This window comes from Actinomadura terrae (assembly GCF_022751215.1).
In the GTDB taxonomy this organism is placed as follows: Bacteria; Actinomycetota; Actinomycetes; order Streptosporangiales; family Streptosporangiaceae; genus Spirillospora; species Spirillospora terrae.
Window position 1 is genome coordinate 1,917,984 of the sequence record NZ_JAICDG010000001.1, and the last position, 15,297, is coordinate 1,933,280.

The window sequence follows — 15,297 nt, forward strand, 5'->3', positions numbered from 1 at the left end:
GCCCCTGTCACCAAATCGTCCAGCGGCGTCCAAAGGCCGCTCCGCCGCGTACCTCTTGGGTTATGGGTTTCTCCACGCGCAGCTTGCGGTTTGCCGCGAGCGGACCCAGGTCGATACCGGGACTGACGCCACGCAGGCTGAGGTGTCGAAGCCTGGGCAGCCCGCTCAGGCAGGACACGTCCGTAACGTTGGGGCATTCCGTCAACCGGAGGTTTTCAAGGTTCCTCAGTTCGGCGAGTGGGCTCAGGTCGTGGACGGCCGTACCGCAGAGTTCGAGGAAGGTAAGGCCCTTGAGGGAGGCGAGCGCACCGATATCGGATTTCAGGCCCTTCAGTTCAAGGCGGAGGTCGGTGAGGGGGAGGGGGGTCAGGGAGTGCAGATTGATCTCCAGGTCGCATTCCTCGATGATCAAATGGCGAAGTAGCGGCGTCTGGGACACGACGTCCGCGAGCCCGCAATTGAGGGGGGATCCGCTCAAGCCCAAAGAGGTGAGCCCGCCGAGCGGAGGCAGCATGTCCACGTCGGTCAGGTGGTAACTGTTGAAGAGCATGAGAGTCTCCAGGCCCTGATGCCGTTTCATGGGGCTGAAGTCGATGAGGTCTTCGCATCTCGTCAGCCAGATCATCTTGAGTTCCGGCAGATCGTCCAGAAAGCGAAGGGTGTTGAGACCGGGTTGCCCCAAGGAAAGCCTGCGCAGGCGGGGGAGGTCCGGGATGCGCGTCGGCGCGGGGGCCCTGGCATCGGAATAATGGTTGAGATCCTCGATGGATTGTGCGTGGGCACCGAGGTAGGAGAAATCTACCGGTTCGCGTGTGTAAACACTCAGTAGGAGCAGGGGCGGCAGAAGGCGCAGGGCTCCTAATCTGCTCGGAGAGTAGCGGACTCGGCGTTCCGTATCTGCCGGAGCAGCGGCCAAGACCCTGGTGGCGTATTCCTCCGGGTCGAAGTATTCCCACGCTTTGGTGAGTTCGTACTGCAACGGGTATCTCGGGTCGTTGCCGTAGCGCGAGAGGACGTCGAGCGCTGCGGGGCCGTTGACCAAGCGGGCCAGGTGGATCGCGGCCTTCGCGGCGGCCATGGACACGCCGGTAAGGGTCTCCGGAAGCCGGGCCAGGGCCGGTTCGCCGACCGTGGCGAGGGAGCGGGCCGCCGCGACGCTACGCGGCGGTGACAAAGCGTCCAGGCAGCGGTCGAGGTCGGCGCGCAGATCGTCGGGGACGGACGGAAGCGTTTCCAGGCAGGACACCGCCACCAGCCGGAGCGCGCGGGCATGGCGGGGTTTCGCGGCGGCGCGGGTCAGAATTCCGCTGATCAGCTCGCGCCGGAGCGGCTCGTTCGCGTGACCGGCGGCCATGAGGACCGTTTCCCGCCAGGCGTCCAGGTGCGCGTTGTAGATGAGCAGGTCCATGTCGCCGAGGTCGGCGGCCTGTTTCGCGGCGAGGTATTCCTGAACGGTCCGGTGGACGAAGTCGATGCGTCCCGGCACCGGTTCACGGATCACACCGCTGCGCTGGAGCAGCAGTTCCAGGACGCTTCCGGCGGAGAGCCGGATCTGCGGCATCGACGCCAGCCGATCGGCGATGAGTTTTTCGACCGTCCACTTGGAGAGCTCCACGCGTCCGCTGTGCGAAAGGTGCCAGGCGAGGTCCTGGAGGATGCGCACCTTCTGGTCGCGCTCGAGCGGGCTCGGAATGCCGCGTTTGGCGTCGCGGGTTTCGAGCAGCATGTCGAGCGTGGCGGCGTAGAGGGCCATGCGGTTGCGGGGGAGGCTCTCGCGGTCCAGGTTGAGCGCGCACAGCATCGCGGCGAGAAGCGGGTTGGAGGCGAGTGTCCGCAGGTGGGGGGCCGCTTCCAAACGTCCCAGCAAACGGGCCTCATAGCCCGGGAGCCGTTCGGGGTCGCAGGGAAGATCGGCGCAGTCGCGGACGGCGCCGTGCCAGTGCTGGACGAGCGCGCGCACGTCGGACGGTCCGAGCTGCTCCAGGAAGGCGGTCGCGAACCCCTCCGCGCGGAGCCAGTCGGAGCCGGCGGCGGCCGGACGGGACGTCACGACGACCCGGATGCCGCGGAACGCCCCGAGGAGGTTCCGGAGCCACACCCGGACGGCCTGGCGCCGCGCGTCGGCGACCTCGTCCACGCCGTCCACGAGGAGGACGGCGCGGCCCGACAGCAGGCGGCGGTGCACCCAGCCGCGCGGCATGATCCCGGCGAGGTTGCCCGCGACGTGGTCGAGGAACTCCTCGGGGCGTGGGAGCGGGCCGCCTGCGTGGCTGCGGAGCTTGATGACGAACGGCACCGAGCCGTTCCAGCCGGTGAGGGGGCCGGTGAACGCGCCGCGCGCGGCGGTGACGGCGAGCCAGCGCAGTAGCGTGCTCTTGCCCCCGCCCGCCTCGCCGCGCACGAGCATCAGCTCGTTCTCGCCGAGCGCCTGCTCGACCCGGACGCTCCCCATGCCGCTGTCCTCGCGCCATTCGCTGACGGGCACCGCCTGAGGGCGGCGCGGTCGGCGCGGGGCGGAGTCGTCGGAGACGTTCAGGCTGATGTAGGCGACGCTGAGGGTGGTCTGCGGGCGGGCAAATCGCTCAAACCGGACGCCGAACAGCTCAAGCGTGTCGAGGTTCTCACTGATGGAGGCGAGGTAGCGGCGGGTGAACTCCTGGTCGTCCGTCTCGCCTTCAGGAGCCGTGAGTGACCGGACGGGCAGCCGGGACAGGACGGCGCCGATCTGGTCGGACAACCCGGTGAGTCGTTCGAGGGTCTCGACGGACGCGCGGGCCCCGAATTGGGGCAGGTGGATGAGAATGCGCGCGAGACAGTCGCAGCATTCGTCCAAGACGATCTCGTAGAGCCTCGCCCCCGCCTCGCCCAGTTCGAGTTCGGCTTCCCGGCTGGAGAGTCGCGACCTCAACGAGCGGGCGAGTTTGACCGGGTCGGCGTCGGCGGCGAAGAATGCCTCGTCGGAGAGGTCCGCCGCTTCGATTGTGCGGGTGACCTCGTGGAGTGCCGCCGCGCGGTCGCCATCGGTGAGGCCCGGGAACTCGTGGTCTGCGAAGGTCATCAAGCGTTCGGCGACCGCGTCCGCGATGCCCTCGAACTGCCGGTGGACGCGGCGCCGTTTGATCTCGTCCGGGAAGCCGGTCTTGATCAGTTCGACCAGGTCCTTGCCCGCCGCGTCCCGGGACGAGCGGGACGCCATCCAGCGTCCCGCCGCGACCTGGGCTACCGAACCGCCGATCCGTAACGCGGCCACCTCGACCGACATCGCACCCCCATGCCTTGGAAATCCAAGTATGGCGGGACGAACCGTCAGGAGGGAGGAAGTCCGAGCGCTCGGGCGATGAGCATCCGCTGCACCTCCGACGTCCCCTCGCCGACTTCCAAGATCTTCGCGTCGCGGTAGAAGCGGCCGACCGCGTATTCGTTCATGAAGCCGTAGCCGCCGAAGATCTGGGTGGCGTCGCGCGCGTTGTCCATGGCCGCGTTGGAGGAGACGAGCTTGGCGATCGACGCCTCCTTCTTGAACGGCTGACCGGCGAGCAGCCTCGCCGCCGCCGCGTAGTAGGCGAGGCGGGCGGTGTGGGCGCGGACCTCCATGTCCGCGACCTTGAACTGGATGGCCTGGTAGTGGCCGATCTGCTTGCCGAACGCCTCGCGCTCGCGGACGTAGCGCAGGCACTCGTCCACGCAGCCCTGGGCGAGGCCGACGGACAGGGCGGCGATCGCGATGCGCCCCTCGTCCAAGGTACGAAGGAACTGCGCGTAGCCCCGGCCGCGTTCGCCGACGAGGTTCTCGGCCGGGACGCGGACGTTGTCGAAGGACAGCTCGCGGGTGTCGGAGGACGACCAGCCGACCTTGGAGTACTTGCGTCCGACGGTGAAGCCCGGCGTGCCGTTCGGGACGATGATCGTGGAGATCTCGCCCTCGCCGGTGTAGGCGGTGACGGTGACGAACGCGGTGATATCGGTGCCGGAGTTGGTGATGAACGACTTGGAGCCGTTGATCACCCACGTGTCGCCGTCCAGGTGGGCGGTGGTGCGCATGCCGCCGGGCACGTCGGAGCCGCCGCCCGGCTCGGTCAGCCCGAACCCGGCGAGCTTCTCGCCGGAGGTGAGCATGGGCAGCCAGCGGGCCTTCTGCTCGTCCGTGCCGAACCGGTAGATCGGCATCGCGCCGAGCGAGACCCCGGCCTCCAGCGTCACCGCCACGGACGAGTCGACGCGCGCCAGCTCCTCCAGGGCCAGGCACAGCGCGAAGTAGTCGCCGCCCATGCCGCCGTGCTCCTCGGGGAACGGCAGCCCGAACAGGCCCATCTTGCCCATCGCCGCGACGATCTCGTACGGGAACTCGCCCTGCTCGTACAGGTCGCCGATCACCGGCGCGACGGTCTCGCGCGCGAACCGCTCGACCGTGCGGCGCAGCTCTTCCTGCTCGTCGGTCAGCTTGAAGTCGATCATGATTGCTCCGATCCGGGAGAGAGGGCCTGGACGACGCGGGACGGGCTCGGGCGGCCGAGGTGCCCGGCCATCCACTGGCTGGTCGAGACGAGCTTGCGGAGGTCGACGCCGGTTTGGACGCCGAGTCCGTCCAGCATCCAGACGAGGTCCTCGGTGGCGAGGTTGCCGGTGGCGCTCTCGGCGTAGGGGCAGCCGCCCAGGCCGCCCGCGGACGCGTCCACGACGGTGACTCCGGCCTGGAGGGCGGCGAGGGTGTTGGCGAGCGCCTGCCCGTAGGTGTCGTGGAAGTGGACGGCGAGTCGGTCGGTGCCGATGCCCGCGTCCGTGATCGCCTGGATCAGGGCGGTGACCCGGCCGGGGGTGCCGACGCCGATGGTGTCGCCGAGGCTGAGCTGGGAGCAGCCCATGTCCATCATGCGGGACGCGACGGACACGACCTGCTCGACCGGGACGTCGCCCTCCCACGGGTCCCCGCACACCATCGACACGTAGGCGCGCACCCAGAGGCCCTGGGCGCGCGCGCGTTCCACGACGGGTGCGAACATGGCGAGCGACTCGTCCACGGTGCGGTTGAGGTTGCGGCGCGCGAACGTCTCGGTGGCGCTGCCGAAGATCGCGATCTCGGTGACGCCGCGGGCGAGCGCCCGGTCCAGGCCCCGCTCGTTCGGGACGAGCACCGGGTAGCGCAGCTCGGGGGAGCGCGGCAGGACGCCGAGCAGCTCCTCCGCGTCGGCGAGCTGCGGGACCCATTTCGGGTGGACGAAGCTCGTCGTCTCGATCGTGCGCAGGCCCGCGTCGGCGAGCCGGGTCACGAACTCGGCCTTGACCTCGGCGGGGACGACCGTGTCCTCGTTCTGGAGCCCGTCGCGCGGGCCGACCTCGTAGATCGTGACACGCTCGGGAAGCCCCGGCAGCGGTGTCGCCATCATGCCTCCTCGATCACGGCCAGCACCGCGTCCAGCGCGACCTGCGCGCCCGCGCGGACCGGCAGGCTCGCCACGACGCCCGCGAGCGGCGCGGTGATGGTGTGCTCCATCTTCATCGCCTCGACGACCACGAGGGGCTGGCCCTCCTCGACGCGGTCGCCCTCGGCGGCCTTGACGGCGAGGACCGTACCCGGCATGGGGCTGCGCAGCACCCCGTCGCCGGACGCGGCGGACGCGGCGCCGCCCTCGGCGCGGACGTGCTCGGCGAGCGCCCAGGCGTGTCCCTCGCGGCCGAGCCACAGCGTGCGGCCGTCGCGGGCGGCGGCGAACGTGATCGTCCGGTCGCCGTAGGACAGTGCCAGGCCGGAGGGGGTGGCCGACAGGGCGGCGTCGACCGGCGGGTCGTCGCCGATGCGGACCTTCGCGGACGCGGCGCGCCCCTGCACGCGGACCTCGACCGGGTCGCCGCCGGACGGGGTGATGATCCAGGGCGTCCAGGCGTGGGCGCCGGGGCGCCAGCCGTCCGGGATCGCCCACGGGTCATCGAGGTCTTCCGGTTCGAGGGCGAGCATCCGTTCCAGCGCGGCGGCGGCGAACGCCTCGGGTGGGACGGCGGCGCCGGAGAGCAGGTCGTCCAGCGCGCGTTCGACCAGGCCCGTGTCGAGATCACCCGACACGACGGACGGGTGGGCGAGCAGCGCGCGCAGGAATCCGACGTTCGCCTGGACGCCGAGCAGCGTGTAGGAGGCCAGCGCGCGGTCGAGGCGGCGCAGCGCCTCGGCGCGGTCGGCGCCGTGCACGATGACCTTGGCGAGCATCGGGTCGTAGGAGCCGCCGACGTCGGTCCCCGGGGAGAGGCCGGAGTCGACGCGCGCGGCGTCCGGCTCGGTCAGGGCGAGGACGCGGCCGCCGGTGGGCAGGAAGCCGCGCGCCGGGTCCTCGGCGTAGACGCGGGCCTCGATGGCGTGGCCGTCGAGGCGGACGTCGTCCTGCGCGAGGGGGAGGGGATGCCCGGCCGCGACCTTCAGCTGGAGTTCGACCAGGTCAAGGCCGGTGACCAGCTCGGTCACCGGGTGCTCGACCTGGAGCCGGGTGTTCATCTCCATGAAGAAGAACTCGTCGGGACGGTCGGCCGAGACGATGTACTCGACCGTCCCCGCGCCCACGTAGCCGACGGACTGCGCGGCGGCGACGGCGGCGGCGCCCATCCGGTCGCGGGCGGCGGCGTCCAGCAGCGGCGACGGCGCCTCCTCGATGATCTTCTGGTGCCGGCGTTGCAGGCTGCACTCGCGTTCGCCCAGGTGGACCGCGTTGCCGTGCGCGTCCGCGAACACCTGGATCTCGATGTGCCGGGGGTTCTCCACGAACCGCTCGACGAGCAGCGTGTCGTCGCCGAACGAGCCGCGCGCCTCGCGGCGGGCGGAGGCGATGGCCTCGGGCAGGTCCGCCGCGTCCCGGACGAGGCGCATGCCCTTGCCGCCGCCGCCCGCCGACGGCTTGATCAGCACCGGCAGCCCGACCTTCGCGGCCGCCTCCGCCAGCTCCGCGTCCGACAGTCCGCTCAGCGAACTGCCGGGCACGACCGGGACGCCCGCCGCCGCGACCGTCGCCTTCGCGCGGATCTTGTCGCCCATCGCGTCGATCGCCTCGGCGGGCGGGCCGACGAACACCAGCCCCGCCTCGGCGCAGGCGCGCGCGAATCCGGTGTTCTCGGCGAGGAATCCGTAGCCGGGATGGACGGCCTGGGCGTTTGCGGTCTGTGCTGCGCTGACGACGGCCTCGACGTCCAGGTAGGACGGGACGCGCAGCGCCTCGTCGGCCTCGCGCACGTGCCGAGCGCCCGCGTCGGCGTCGGTGTACACGGCCACCGACCGCACGCCGAGGCGGCGCAGCGTCCGGAACACGCGGACGGCGATCTCGCCCCGGTTGGCGACCAGGACGCTGTCGAACATCGCCTTCTTGGGTCGGAGTGACATGGGCCCCCTCACATCCGGAAGACGCCGTAGCCGACCGGCTCCAGCGGTGCGTTCGCGGCGGCCGACAGCCCGAGGCCGAGGACGCGGCGCGTGTCGCGCGGGTCGATGACCCCGTCGTCCCACAGCCGCGCCGTCGAGTAGTACGGGTTGCCCTGCGCCTCGTACTGGTCGCGGATCGGCGCCTTGAACGCCTCCTCGGCGTCCTGCGGCCACTCCTCTCCGCGCGCCTCCATCTGGTCGCGGCGGACGGTGGCGAGGACGCTCGCCGCCTGCTCGCCGCCCATCACCGAGATTCGCGCGTTCGGCCACATCCACAGGAAGCGGGGGGCATACGCGCGCCCGCACATGGCGTAGTTGCCCGCGCCGAACGAGCCGCCTATAACGACGGTGAACTTCGGGACGCGCGCGCAGGACACGGCCGTGACCATTTTCGCGCCGTGCTTGGCGATGCCGCCCGCCTCGTACTCGCGTCCGACCATGAAGCCGGTGATGTTCTGGAGGAACACCAGCGGGACGCTGCGCCGGTCGCAGAGCTCGATGAAATGCGCGCCCTTCAGCGCGGACTCGCCGAACAGGATGCCGTTGTTCGCGACGATCCCGACCGGATGCCCGTGGATGCGCGCGAAGCCGGTGACGAGCGTCGTGCCGTACTCCTTCTTGAACTCCTGGAAGCGGCTGCCGTCCACGATGCGCGCGATGACCTCGCGGACGTCGTAGGGGGTGCGCGGGTCGGGCGGGACGACCCCGTACAGCTCGGCCGGGTCGGCGGTCGGGTCCTGTGAGGGGACGACGTCCCAGGGGCGCGGTTCGCGGGGGCCGAGCGTGCCGACGATGTCGCGCACGATGCGCAGCGCATGCGCGTCGTCCTCGGCGAGGTGGTCGGTCACCCCGGACGTGCGGGAGTGCAGCTCGCCGCCGCCCAGCTCCTCCGCCGTCACGACCTCGCCGGTCGCGGCCTTCACCAGCGGCGGGCCGCCCAGGAAGATCGTCCCCTGGCCGCGCACGATCACGGCCTCGTCGCTCATCGCCGGGACGTAGGCGCCGCCCGCCGTGCACGAGCCGAGCACCGCCGCGATCTGCGGGATGCCGCGCCCCGACAGCGTCGCCTGGTTGTAGAAGATGCGGCCGAAGTGCTCGCGGTCGGGGAAGACCTCGTCCTGCCTGGGCAGGAACGCGCCGCCGGAGTCGACCAGGTAGACGCACGGCAGCCGGTTGTGCAGCGCCACCTCCTGCGCGCGCAGGTGCTTCTTCACCGTGACGGGGTAGTACGTACCACCCTTGACGGTGGCGTCGTTGGCGACGATCACGCACTCGCGCCCGGCGACGCGTCCGACCCCGGTGATGATCCCGGCGCCGGGGGCCTCGCCGTCGTACATGCCGTCGGCCGCGAGCGGCGACAGCTCCAGGAACGGCGAGCCGGGGTCGAGCAGCGTGTCGACGCGGTCGCGGGGGAGCAGCTTGCCGCGCCCGAGGTGCCGCTCCCTGGCCCGCTCGGGTCCGCCGCGCCCGGCCCGGTCGACCCGGTCGCGCAGCTCGGCGGCCAGCGCCTCGTTGTGCGCGGCGTTGGCCTTGAACGCCTCTCCCGCGACGTCGGCGCGGGAGCCGATCTCCGGTCCGGTCATGGTCCCCTTCCCGGTTAACGTCCGTTAACAACGCCGATGTTAATGCCCATTAACAAGCCTAGTCTAGACTGCGTCCATGACCACCCAGCCCGCCGGCGCCGACGTCGCGAACCCGCGCCGCGCGGAGATCCTCGCCGCGGCGGCCGAGCTGTTCGCGCGGCGGGGCTACCACGGGGCCTCGATCGGCGACCTCGGGCGTGCCGTCGGGCTCACCGGGCCCGCCCTGTACCGGCACTTCAGCGGCAAGGAGGCCGTGCTCGCCGAGATGCTGCTGGACATCAGCGAGCGCCTCCTCGCGGAGGGGCTGCGGCGCGCGGCCATCGCCGATCCGGGGCGGGCGCTCGACTCGCTGCTGCGCTGGCACATCGCGTTCGCGCTGGACAACCCCGCTTTGATCACCGTCCACGAGCGGGAGCTGGACAACGTGCCCGAGCCGGAGCGGCATCGCGTGCGTCGGCTGCAGCGCGCCTATGTGGAGGAATGGGTGGCGGTGCTGCGCCGGCTGCGTCCCGGCCTGCCGGACGATTCGACGCGTGCAGCCGTCCACGCCTGTTTCGGGCTTCTCAACTCCACGCCCCGCAGCGCCACCGGCCTCGATCGGGCCGACATGGCGGGTCTGCTGCACGCGATGGCGCGGAATGCGCTAGAGGCGCCTTTCTGAGGCGCGCAATTGTTCGGCGTAGTCGAGCGCGCCCGCGTGGACGGCGGCGTGCACGGCGCGGGCGATCCGTGAACCCCAGGTCGAGCGCGGGCCCGCGAACGGTTCCTGCTCGCCCTTTGTCGGCGCGGACACGCAGATCGCGTCGGACGCGGTGCCCGTGCATGGGAAACCCGCTTCGAGGAGCGCCTGCGTCTTCGCCTCGGTCGCGGTGACGACCGCGTTCACCAGCGCGGCATCGCTCAGCGCGACCGGAACCGCGACGACGATGTTGATGGTTCCTGGACGCGGCGCCGGAGCCGGAACGGGCGCCGGGAGGGCGTTCCCGTGGATGGGCGCCAGTTCGGGGTCGGGCGCGCCCTCGGGGGAGGCGGCCCAGGTCGGGACCCGCAGCCCCACGGTCGCCGAGACGTGGACGCCCCGGTCGTCCCGCCGCATGGTCCGGTCGACGGACGCGGCGGTCAGCATGCCGACGCCCGGGCCGACCAGCCCGTGGGACGCCGCCAGCTCGCCGAGGTGCGCCACCGGGTCGAGGCGCGAGTACGTGCCCGCGACCTGCGCGTTCAGCACCCAGGACGTTTCGCCTATGCCGCCGCCGAGCATGGCCGAGGAGATCGTCCGGCGGCCGGGGCCCGCCCGCCAGAGGGTGGCCGCGAGCCGGGTGCCGTCCTCGTCCCGCCACACCAGTTCGAGTCTCATGGCCGCTCCAGGGAGAGGATGGGGCGCCCGTCGGGCCCGGGGAGGACCCGCACGCGCGCGTCGAAATGCTCCTCCAGCGCCTCGCGGGTCAGCACCTCGGCGGGCGTCCCGGCGGCGGCGACGCGTCCGGCGGACAGGAGCACCAGATCGTCGGCGTACTGCCCGGCGAGCGTCAGGTCGTGGATCGTCGTCACCACCGTCAGCTCGTCGGAGAGGCGGAGCTGGTCGACCAGCTCCATCACCTGCTGCTGGTGGCCGATGTCGAGCGCGGTGGTCGGCTCGTCGAGCAGCAGCACCGACGTCTGCTGCGCCAGCGCGCGCGCCAGCACCACGCGCTGCCGCTCACCGCCCGACAGGTGGTTCATGGGACGGCTCGCCAGGCCCGCGAGGTCGAGCCGGTCGAGCACCTCCGCCGCGACGGCCCGGTCGCGCGCGCTCTCCCGGCCGAGGTGGGGGATGTAGGGGGAGCGGCCGAGGAGCGTGTAGTCGAACACCGACATGCCCACCGGAAGGCTCGGGTTCTGTGGCGCGTAGGCCACCACTTTCGCGCGCTGACGCGGCTTCAGCCGTCCGAGGTCCGAGCCCGCCACGCTGATCTCGCCGTCCGACGGCAGCAGCCCGAGGACGGCGCGCAGCAGCGTCGACTTGCCCGCGCCGTTCGGGCCGATGATCGCCGTCCAGGACCCGGCGGGCACGTCCAGCGACACCTTCCTGAGCACGGGACGGCCGCCGAGCGCCACGTCCAGGCCCCGCACCTCGACCGTCACGTCTCCACCTGCCGGCGGCTCGCGCGCAGCACCAGGACGAAGAACGGTCCACCGACGAACGCCGTGACGACGCCCAGCGGCAGCTCACCCGGCTTGATCACCGTCCGCGCCACCAGGTCGGCCAGCTCCAGGAACGCCGCGCCGCCGAGCAGTGACAGCGGCAGGACGATCCGGTACGAGCCGCCCGCGAGCCGCCGTACCGCGTGCGGCACCACGATCCCGACGAACCCGATCAGACCGCTCACCGCGACCGCGCACGCCGTCGCCAGCGACGCCGCGACCAGCACCGTCAGCCGCACCCGCGGCGCCGACAGGCCGAGCGCGGCCGCCTCGTCGTCGCCGACGCTCAGCACGTCCAGCAGCCGCCCGTGCGTCAGCAGCACCACCGTCGACACCAGCGAGTACGGCGCGACCAGCGCGAGCTGGTGCCAGTCCGCCGAGCCGACGCCGCCGAGGATCCAGGAGAAGATCCGCTGCAACTCCTCCGCCTTCATCTGCTGGAGGAACGTCTGCACCGCCGCCAGGAACGACGACACCGCGACCCCCGCCAGCACCAGCGTCGCCACGCCGTTCCCCTGGCCCGCCGTGCTGCCCAGCGCGTAGGCGAGGAAGACCCCGGAGATCGCACCGACGAACGCCGCCAGCGGCACCCCGTACCCCGGGTCGCCCGGCACCAGCACGATCACCAGCGTCGCCCCGACCCCGGCGCCCGCCGCCGCGCCGAGCAGGTACGGGTCGGCCAGCGGGTTGCGGAACACGCCCTGGTAACCCGCCCCCGCCAGCGCCAGCATCCCGCCGACCAGCGCCGCCATCAGCGCCCTCGGCACCCGCAGCTCGAAGAGGATGTTCTCCTCGATGACCCCGAGGCCCGAGTCGACGTGCACGAACGGCAGCCGGTCGGCGAGCGCCTTCAGCACCCCGAGCGCCGGAAGGTCCGCCGCCCCCACCAGTAGCCCGGCCAGCAGCGTCGCCGCGAGCAGCGTCACCGCGACCGCGAGCGGCACGGCCCGCAGCCGCGCCGCCTGGTTCCGGTTCGAGGGCGGGTCGCCGGGATCGGGACGGGACGTGGCGGGACGCGGCGCGGCGCTCACCGCCGGACGTCCGGCACGACGTCCGTCACCGCGTCCTCTGGACCGCGTCGCCGATCGCCTTGACGAACTGGGGAAGGCGCGGGCCCCAGCGCGAGGCGATGTCGTCGTCCAGCGCGACCACGCCCTGCCCCTTGACGGCCTTCAACGCCTGGAATCCGGGACGCTTGGCGACCGCGGCGGCGCTCTGGCCGCAGCACTTGGTGTCGGCGAGGAAGATCAGGTCGGGGTCCTGCTTGAGGAGGACCTCCCGGGACAGCTGCGGGTACCCGCCGCTCGCCTTCTCCGCCTGGTCGGCGATGTTGCGCAGGCCGAACAGGCCGTACACCTGCCCGAGGAAGGTCTTGGACGTCGCCGTGTGGAGCTGGTTGTCCAGCTCGTGGTAGTAGCTGCGGCCCTTGCCCTGGGACGACGTCGACACCGTCTGCTGGATGCTCGTCCGCATGTCGCCGGAGAGCTTCGTCGCCTCGGCCGCGTGCCCGGTCGCCCGGCCGAGGTCGTTGATCTCGTCGTACGCCTCGTCCAGGGTCTTGGCCGACGGCTCGAACAGGACCGGCACCTTGATCTTCTCCAGCGCCGCGACGATGCCGTCCATGTCGTCGGACACGACCACGAGGTCGGGCTTGTACCCGATGACCGCCTCGGCGTTCGGCTTGAAGCTCGACAGCTTCGTCCGGGGCGCGTTGGCCGGGTAGTTGGAGTAGCCGTCGACCGCCACGACCTGCGATCCGGCGCCGATGGCGAACAGCGTCTCGGTGTGCGTGGGGGACAGCGACACGATCCGCTTCGGCTTCTCCGGGACGGTCACCGCGCCGTTCGCGGCCTGCACGGTGACGGACGCGCCGCCGCCCTTGCCCTCCGACGGCGAATCGTCGTCGCCGCATCCGGCCGCGAGCGTCACCAGGCCGATGACGAGGGCCGCGCCGAGGGCACGTACGGGTCTCACTGGAGCCTCCTGGATGCCGGGAAGCCGCGCCCGTCCATGACGGATCGCCCTTCCACGAGGTCGACGTTCGTCGGCGCGCGGAGGAGGCGACCTGGCTCGGCCACTCGGGGGAGGGGCACCACAGTTGCGGGACAGCGCCGGGATCGCACCGGACTTCGCTCCTGGGCGCGCTCGATCCGCAACGTTATCAGCAGCGGAGTCCGGTTCCGCCTCGCACTTCGGAGTGAGTGCTCACTCCATACTTGACGGAGTGAGTACTCACTCCGTACCGTGGACGGCATGACCCGACGCCGAGCCCCCGGGATGAGCCCCGAACAGCGCCGCGAAATGATCATCCGGACCGCCCTGCCCCTCGTCGCCGAGCACGGCGCCGCCGTCACCACCGGCCAGATCGCCCGCACGGCGGGCATCGGCGAGGCGACGATCTTCCGCGTGTTCGCCGACAAGGACGAACTCCTCGACGCCTGCGTGGCCGAGGCCGTGCGCAGCGACCACGTCCTGGCCGAGATCGCGGAGATCCCGCTCGACCAGCCGCTGGCCGCCCGCCTCGCCGAGGCGTCCGCCGCGATCGAGGCCTACCTCGCCCGCATGGGCATGGTCATCGGCGCCCTGCACGCCACCGGCCGCGTCGGCGGCGGCCGCGGCGCCCACCCGCCCGGCGAGCGCGACAACGCCATGACCCGCACTCGCGACGCCCTGGCCGAACTCTTCGAACCCGAACGCGACCGCCTCCGCCTGCCCCCCGACCAGGTCGCGGGCATGTTCATGGGCATGGCGTTCACCCGCGCCCGTCCCCCCGCCGGACCCGACGCGCCGAGCCCCACCCTGGAAGACACCCTGGACGTCTTCCTGCACGGCGCGCTCAAGGAAGGAGCCCCCGAATGACGATCACGCTGAACCACACGATAGTTCCCGCCGCCGACAACGACGAGGCCGCGCGCTTCTTCGCCGGTGTCATGGGCCTCGACTACACCGGCCCGCACCCCCATGCGCGCCACTTCGTCCCTATCAAGGTGAACGACGCGCTGACCCTCGACTTCCTGACGGTGGCCTTCCCGCAGGGCCACCACCTGGCCTTCGACGTGGACGCCACGACCTTCGACACCGTCCTCGGGCGCCTCGACGACCGCGAGATCCCCTACGGCGACAACCCCGCCCGCCCGGACAACGGCAAGATCGACCCCGCCCACCCCCTGGGCGGACGGGGCGTCTACTTCTCCGACTCCAGCGGCAACCTCTACGAACTGATCTCGCCCTGAGAGCGGGGATCACGTGAGGCCCGCTCCCTCCCCTCCACCAGGAAGCCGTGCAGCTCCGCCGCGTCCCTCATCCGCCTCACGGGACGCGTCGCGCCGAACGGCGCGTCCCAAAAAGTGCCCTCGCGCGGTTCCCACGGCGCCACATAGACATAGGGCTCGGCCAGATAACTGTCACCGGCCGATACGCCGTAGTTGACCTCGTCCACGGTGATGCCGAGGTCGAAGTGCTCGGGCCAGAGCACCGGTTCTTCCGCGGGCGCGAACCGCAGCAGAGCCTCCTGCCCCCGCGCGAACGACTCCACGATGTGCGCGGCGGCCGCCCCGTCCACCCCGAGCGTGTCGTCCGGCCCGACCCCGCTGGTGTCCCCGTAGAGCCCCTCGGGCCCACCCGCCTCGACGCCCGCCGCCGTGGCGAGTTCCCGACATGTCGTCCCATTGAGGGGAATCGCCCGATCACCCGCGACCAGTTCCGTCACATTGACCCGCAGCGCCGGTGCCCGCACCGTCTCGAACCCACCCTGGACCACCCTGAGCCGGATCGTCCCGCTCTCCCTGTACTGCGGCCCGGCGAGCACCAGTTCCGCCACCCCGTGCAGAGCACGGCGGGTCCCCTCCAGATTCTCCAACCCCACGACGCTGCCACCTCTCCCGATAGGACTCTCGCAACCTTGCCCGGCCTCGTCCCCCGGCTTCAAAGCCGCTCTTCCGGCGGGTACTCGTCCGCGAGCTCCCGATCGTGGGCCGCCCACCACCGATGCCGCGCGGCCGACCGCTGATGCGCCTCGGCCTCCTCGGGATGCGCCTCCGCCATCCCCTCCAGCAACGCGGCAGCCCGATCATGAGCCTGCGCAGAAGCAATCATGGCCAGCCACGCATACCCCCCACCAAGCACCGGCCTCCT

13 protein-coding genes are annotated in these 15,297 nt (G+C 71.5%); 3 read left to right on the top strand and 10 right to left on the bottom strand.

The window, feature by feature from the left end; genetic code table 11:
- Positions 1–7: 7 nt before the first annotated feature.
- The 5 genes from K2F47_RS08645 to K2F47_RS08665 are packed head-to-tail and all read right to left on the bottom strand — an operon-like array spanning position 8 to position 8,979.
- Positions 8–3,262 (bottom strand): NACHT domain-containing protein, encoded by a 3,255-nt coding sequence (locus tag K2F47_RS08645; protein WP_242902229.1) that lies wholly within the window; start codon positions 3,260–3,262, stop codon positions 8–10.
- 44 nt (positions 3,263–3,306) lie between these two features.
- Positions 3,307–4,455, bottom strand: a complete 1,149-nt coding sequence (locus K2F47_RS08650; protein ID WP_242902230.1) for an acyl-CoA dehydrogenase family protein — start codon at positions 4,453–4,455, stop codon at positions 3,307–3,309.
- Complete coding sequence (locus K2F47_RS08655; RefSeq protein ID WP_242902231.1) at positions 4,452–5,384, bottom strand: hydroxymethylglutaryl-CoA lyase; 933 nt, start codon at positions 5,382–5,384, stop codon at positions 4,452–4,454. Before K2F47_RS08655 ends, K2F47_RS08650 begins: the two co-directional genes overlap by 4 nt.
- Positions 5,381–7,333, bottom strand: a complete 1,953-nt coding sequence (locus K2F47_RS08660) for an acetyl/propionyl/methylcrotonyl-CoA carboxylase subunit alpha (RefSeq protein WP_242902615.1) — start codon at positions 7,331–7,333, stop codon at positions 5,381–5,383. Before K2F47_RS08660 ends, K2F47_RS08655 begins: the two co-directional genes overlap by 4 nt.
- A 32-nt stretch (positions 7,334–7,365) precedes the next feature.
- Positions 7,366–8,979 carry a carboxyl transferase domain-containing protein gene (locus tag K2F47_RS08665; RefSeq protein ID WP_242902232.1) on the bottom strand — a complete coding sequence of 538 codons (1,614 nt, stop codon included), beginning with the start codon at positions 8,977–8,979 and terminating at the stop codon, positions 7,366–7,368.
- 76 nt (positions 8,980–9,055) lie between these two features.
- On the opposite strand from K2F47_RS08665, the gene K2F47_RS08670 reads away from it, so the two are divergent.
- The gene (locus tag K2F47_RS08670) at positions 9,056–9,640 is read left to right on the top strand and encodes an SACE_7040 family transcriptional regulator (protein ID WP_242902233.1); all 585 of its coding nucleotides are present in this window, start codon (positions 9,056–9,058) and stop codon (positions 9,638–9,640) included.
- On the opposite strand, the gene K2F47_RS08675 is transcribed toward K2F47_RS08670, so the two are convergent.
- From K2F47_RS08675 to K2F47_RS08690, 4 genes are all read right to left on the bottom strand, one after another.
- On the bottom strand, positions 9,623–10,336 hold the full coding sequence (locus tag K2F47_RS08675) for an adenosylcobinamide amidohydrolase (protein WP_242902234.1): 714 nt from the start codon (positions 10,334–10,336) through the stop codon (positions 9,623–9,625). The two genes, K2F47_RS08670 and K2F47_RS08675, sit on opposite strands and share 18 nt — an antisense overlap.
- Complete coding sequence (locus K2F47_RS08680; RefSeq protein WP_242902235.1) at positions 10,333–11,103, bottom strand: ABC transporter ATP-binding protein; 771 nt, start codon at positions 11,101–11,103, stop codon at positions 10,333–10,335. The genes K2F47_RS08675 and K2F47_RS08680 overlap by 4 nt, the downstream gene beginning before the upstream one ends.
- Positions 11,100–12,116 carry a FecCD family ABC transporter permease gene (locus K2F47_RS08685; RefSeq protein WP_242902616.1) on the bottom strand — a complete coding sequence of 339 codons (1,017 nt, stop codon included), beginning with the start codon at positions 12,114–12,116 and terminating at the stop codon, positions 11,100–11,102. The genes K2F47_RS08680 and K2F47_RS08685 overlap by 4 nt, the downstream gene beginning before the upstream one ends.
- 103 nt (positions 12,117–12,219) lie before the next feature.
- Positions 12,220–13,137 (bottom strand): ABC transporter substrate-binding protein, encoded by a 918-nt coding sequence (locus K2F47_RS08690; protein ID WP_242902236.1) that lies wholly within the window; start codon positions 13,135–13,137, stop codon positions 12,220–12,222.
- A gap of 279 nt (positions 13,138–13,416) precedes the next feature.
- Here K2F47_RS08690 and K2F47_RS08695 point away from each other — a divergent pair, with 279 nt between their 5' ends.
- On the top strand, positions 13,417–14,022 hold the full coding sequence (locus K2F47_RS08695) for a TetR/AcrR family transcriptional regulator (protein WP_242902237.1): 606 nt from the start codon (positions 13,417–13,419) through the stop codon (positions 14,020–14,022).
- Complete coding sequence (locus K2F47_RS08700; RefSeq protein WP_242902238.1) at positions 14,019–14,396, top strand: VOC family protein; 378 nt, start codon at positions 14,019–14,021, stop codon at positions 14,394–14,396. Before K2F47_RS08695 ends, K2F47_RS08700 begins: the two co-directional genes overlap by 4 nt.
- Here K2F47_RS08700 and K2F47_RS08705 read toward each other — a convergent pair.
- Complete coding sequence (locus K2F47_RS08705; RefSeq protein ID WP_242902239.1) at positions 14,375–15,028, bottom strand: hypothetical protein; 654 nt, start codon at positions 15,026–15,028, stop codon at positions 14,375–14,377. The two genes, K2F47_RS08700 and K2F47_RS08705, sit on opposite strands and share 22 nt — an antisense overlap.
- Positions 15,029–15,297 lie beyond the last annotated feature (269 nt).

Coding starts and splice junctions, on each gene's coding strand:
- K2F47_RS08645 (WP_242902229.1), bottom strand. CDS start 3,262: ATGTCGGTCGAGGTGGCCGCGTTACGGATCGGCGGTTCGGTAGCCCAG.
- K2F47_RS08650 (WP_242902230.1), bottom strand. CDS start 4,455: ATGATCGACTTCAAGCTGACCGACGAGCAGGAAGAGCTGCGCCGCACG.
- K2F47_RS08655 (WP_242902231.1), bottom strand. CDS start 5,384: ATGATGGCGACACCGCTGCCGGGGCTTCCCGAGCGTGTCACGATCTAC.
- K2F47_RS08660 (WP_242902615.1), bottom strand. CDS start 7,333: ATGTTCGACAGCGTCCTGGTCGCCAACCGGGGCGAGATCGCCGTCCGC.
- K2F47_RS08665 (WP_242902232.1), bottom strand. CDS start 8,979: ATGACCGGACCGGAGATCGGCTCCCGCGCCGACGTCGCGGGAGAGGCG.
- K2F47_RS08670 (WP_242902233.1), top strand. CDS start 9,056: ATGACCACCCAGCCCGCCGGCGCCGACGTCGCGAACCCGCGCCGCGCG.
- K2F47_RS08675 (WP_242902234.1), bottom strand. CDS start 10,336: ATGAGACTCGAACTGGTGTGGCGGGACGAGGACGGCACCCGGCTCGCG.
- K2F47_RS08695 (WP_242902237.1), top strand. CDS start 13,417: ATGACCCGACGCCGAGCCCCCGGGATGAGCCCCGAACAGCGCCGCGAA.
- K2F47_RS08700 (WP_242902238.1), top strand. CDS start 14,019: ATGACGATCACGCTGAACCACACGATAGTTCCCGCCGCCGACAACGAC.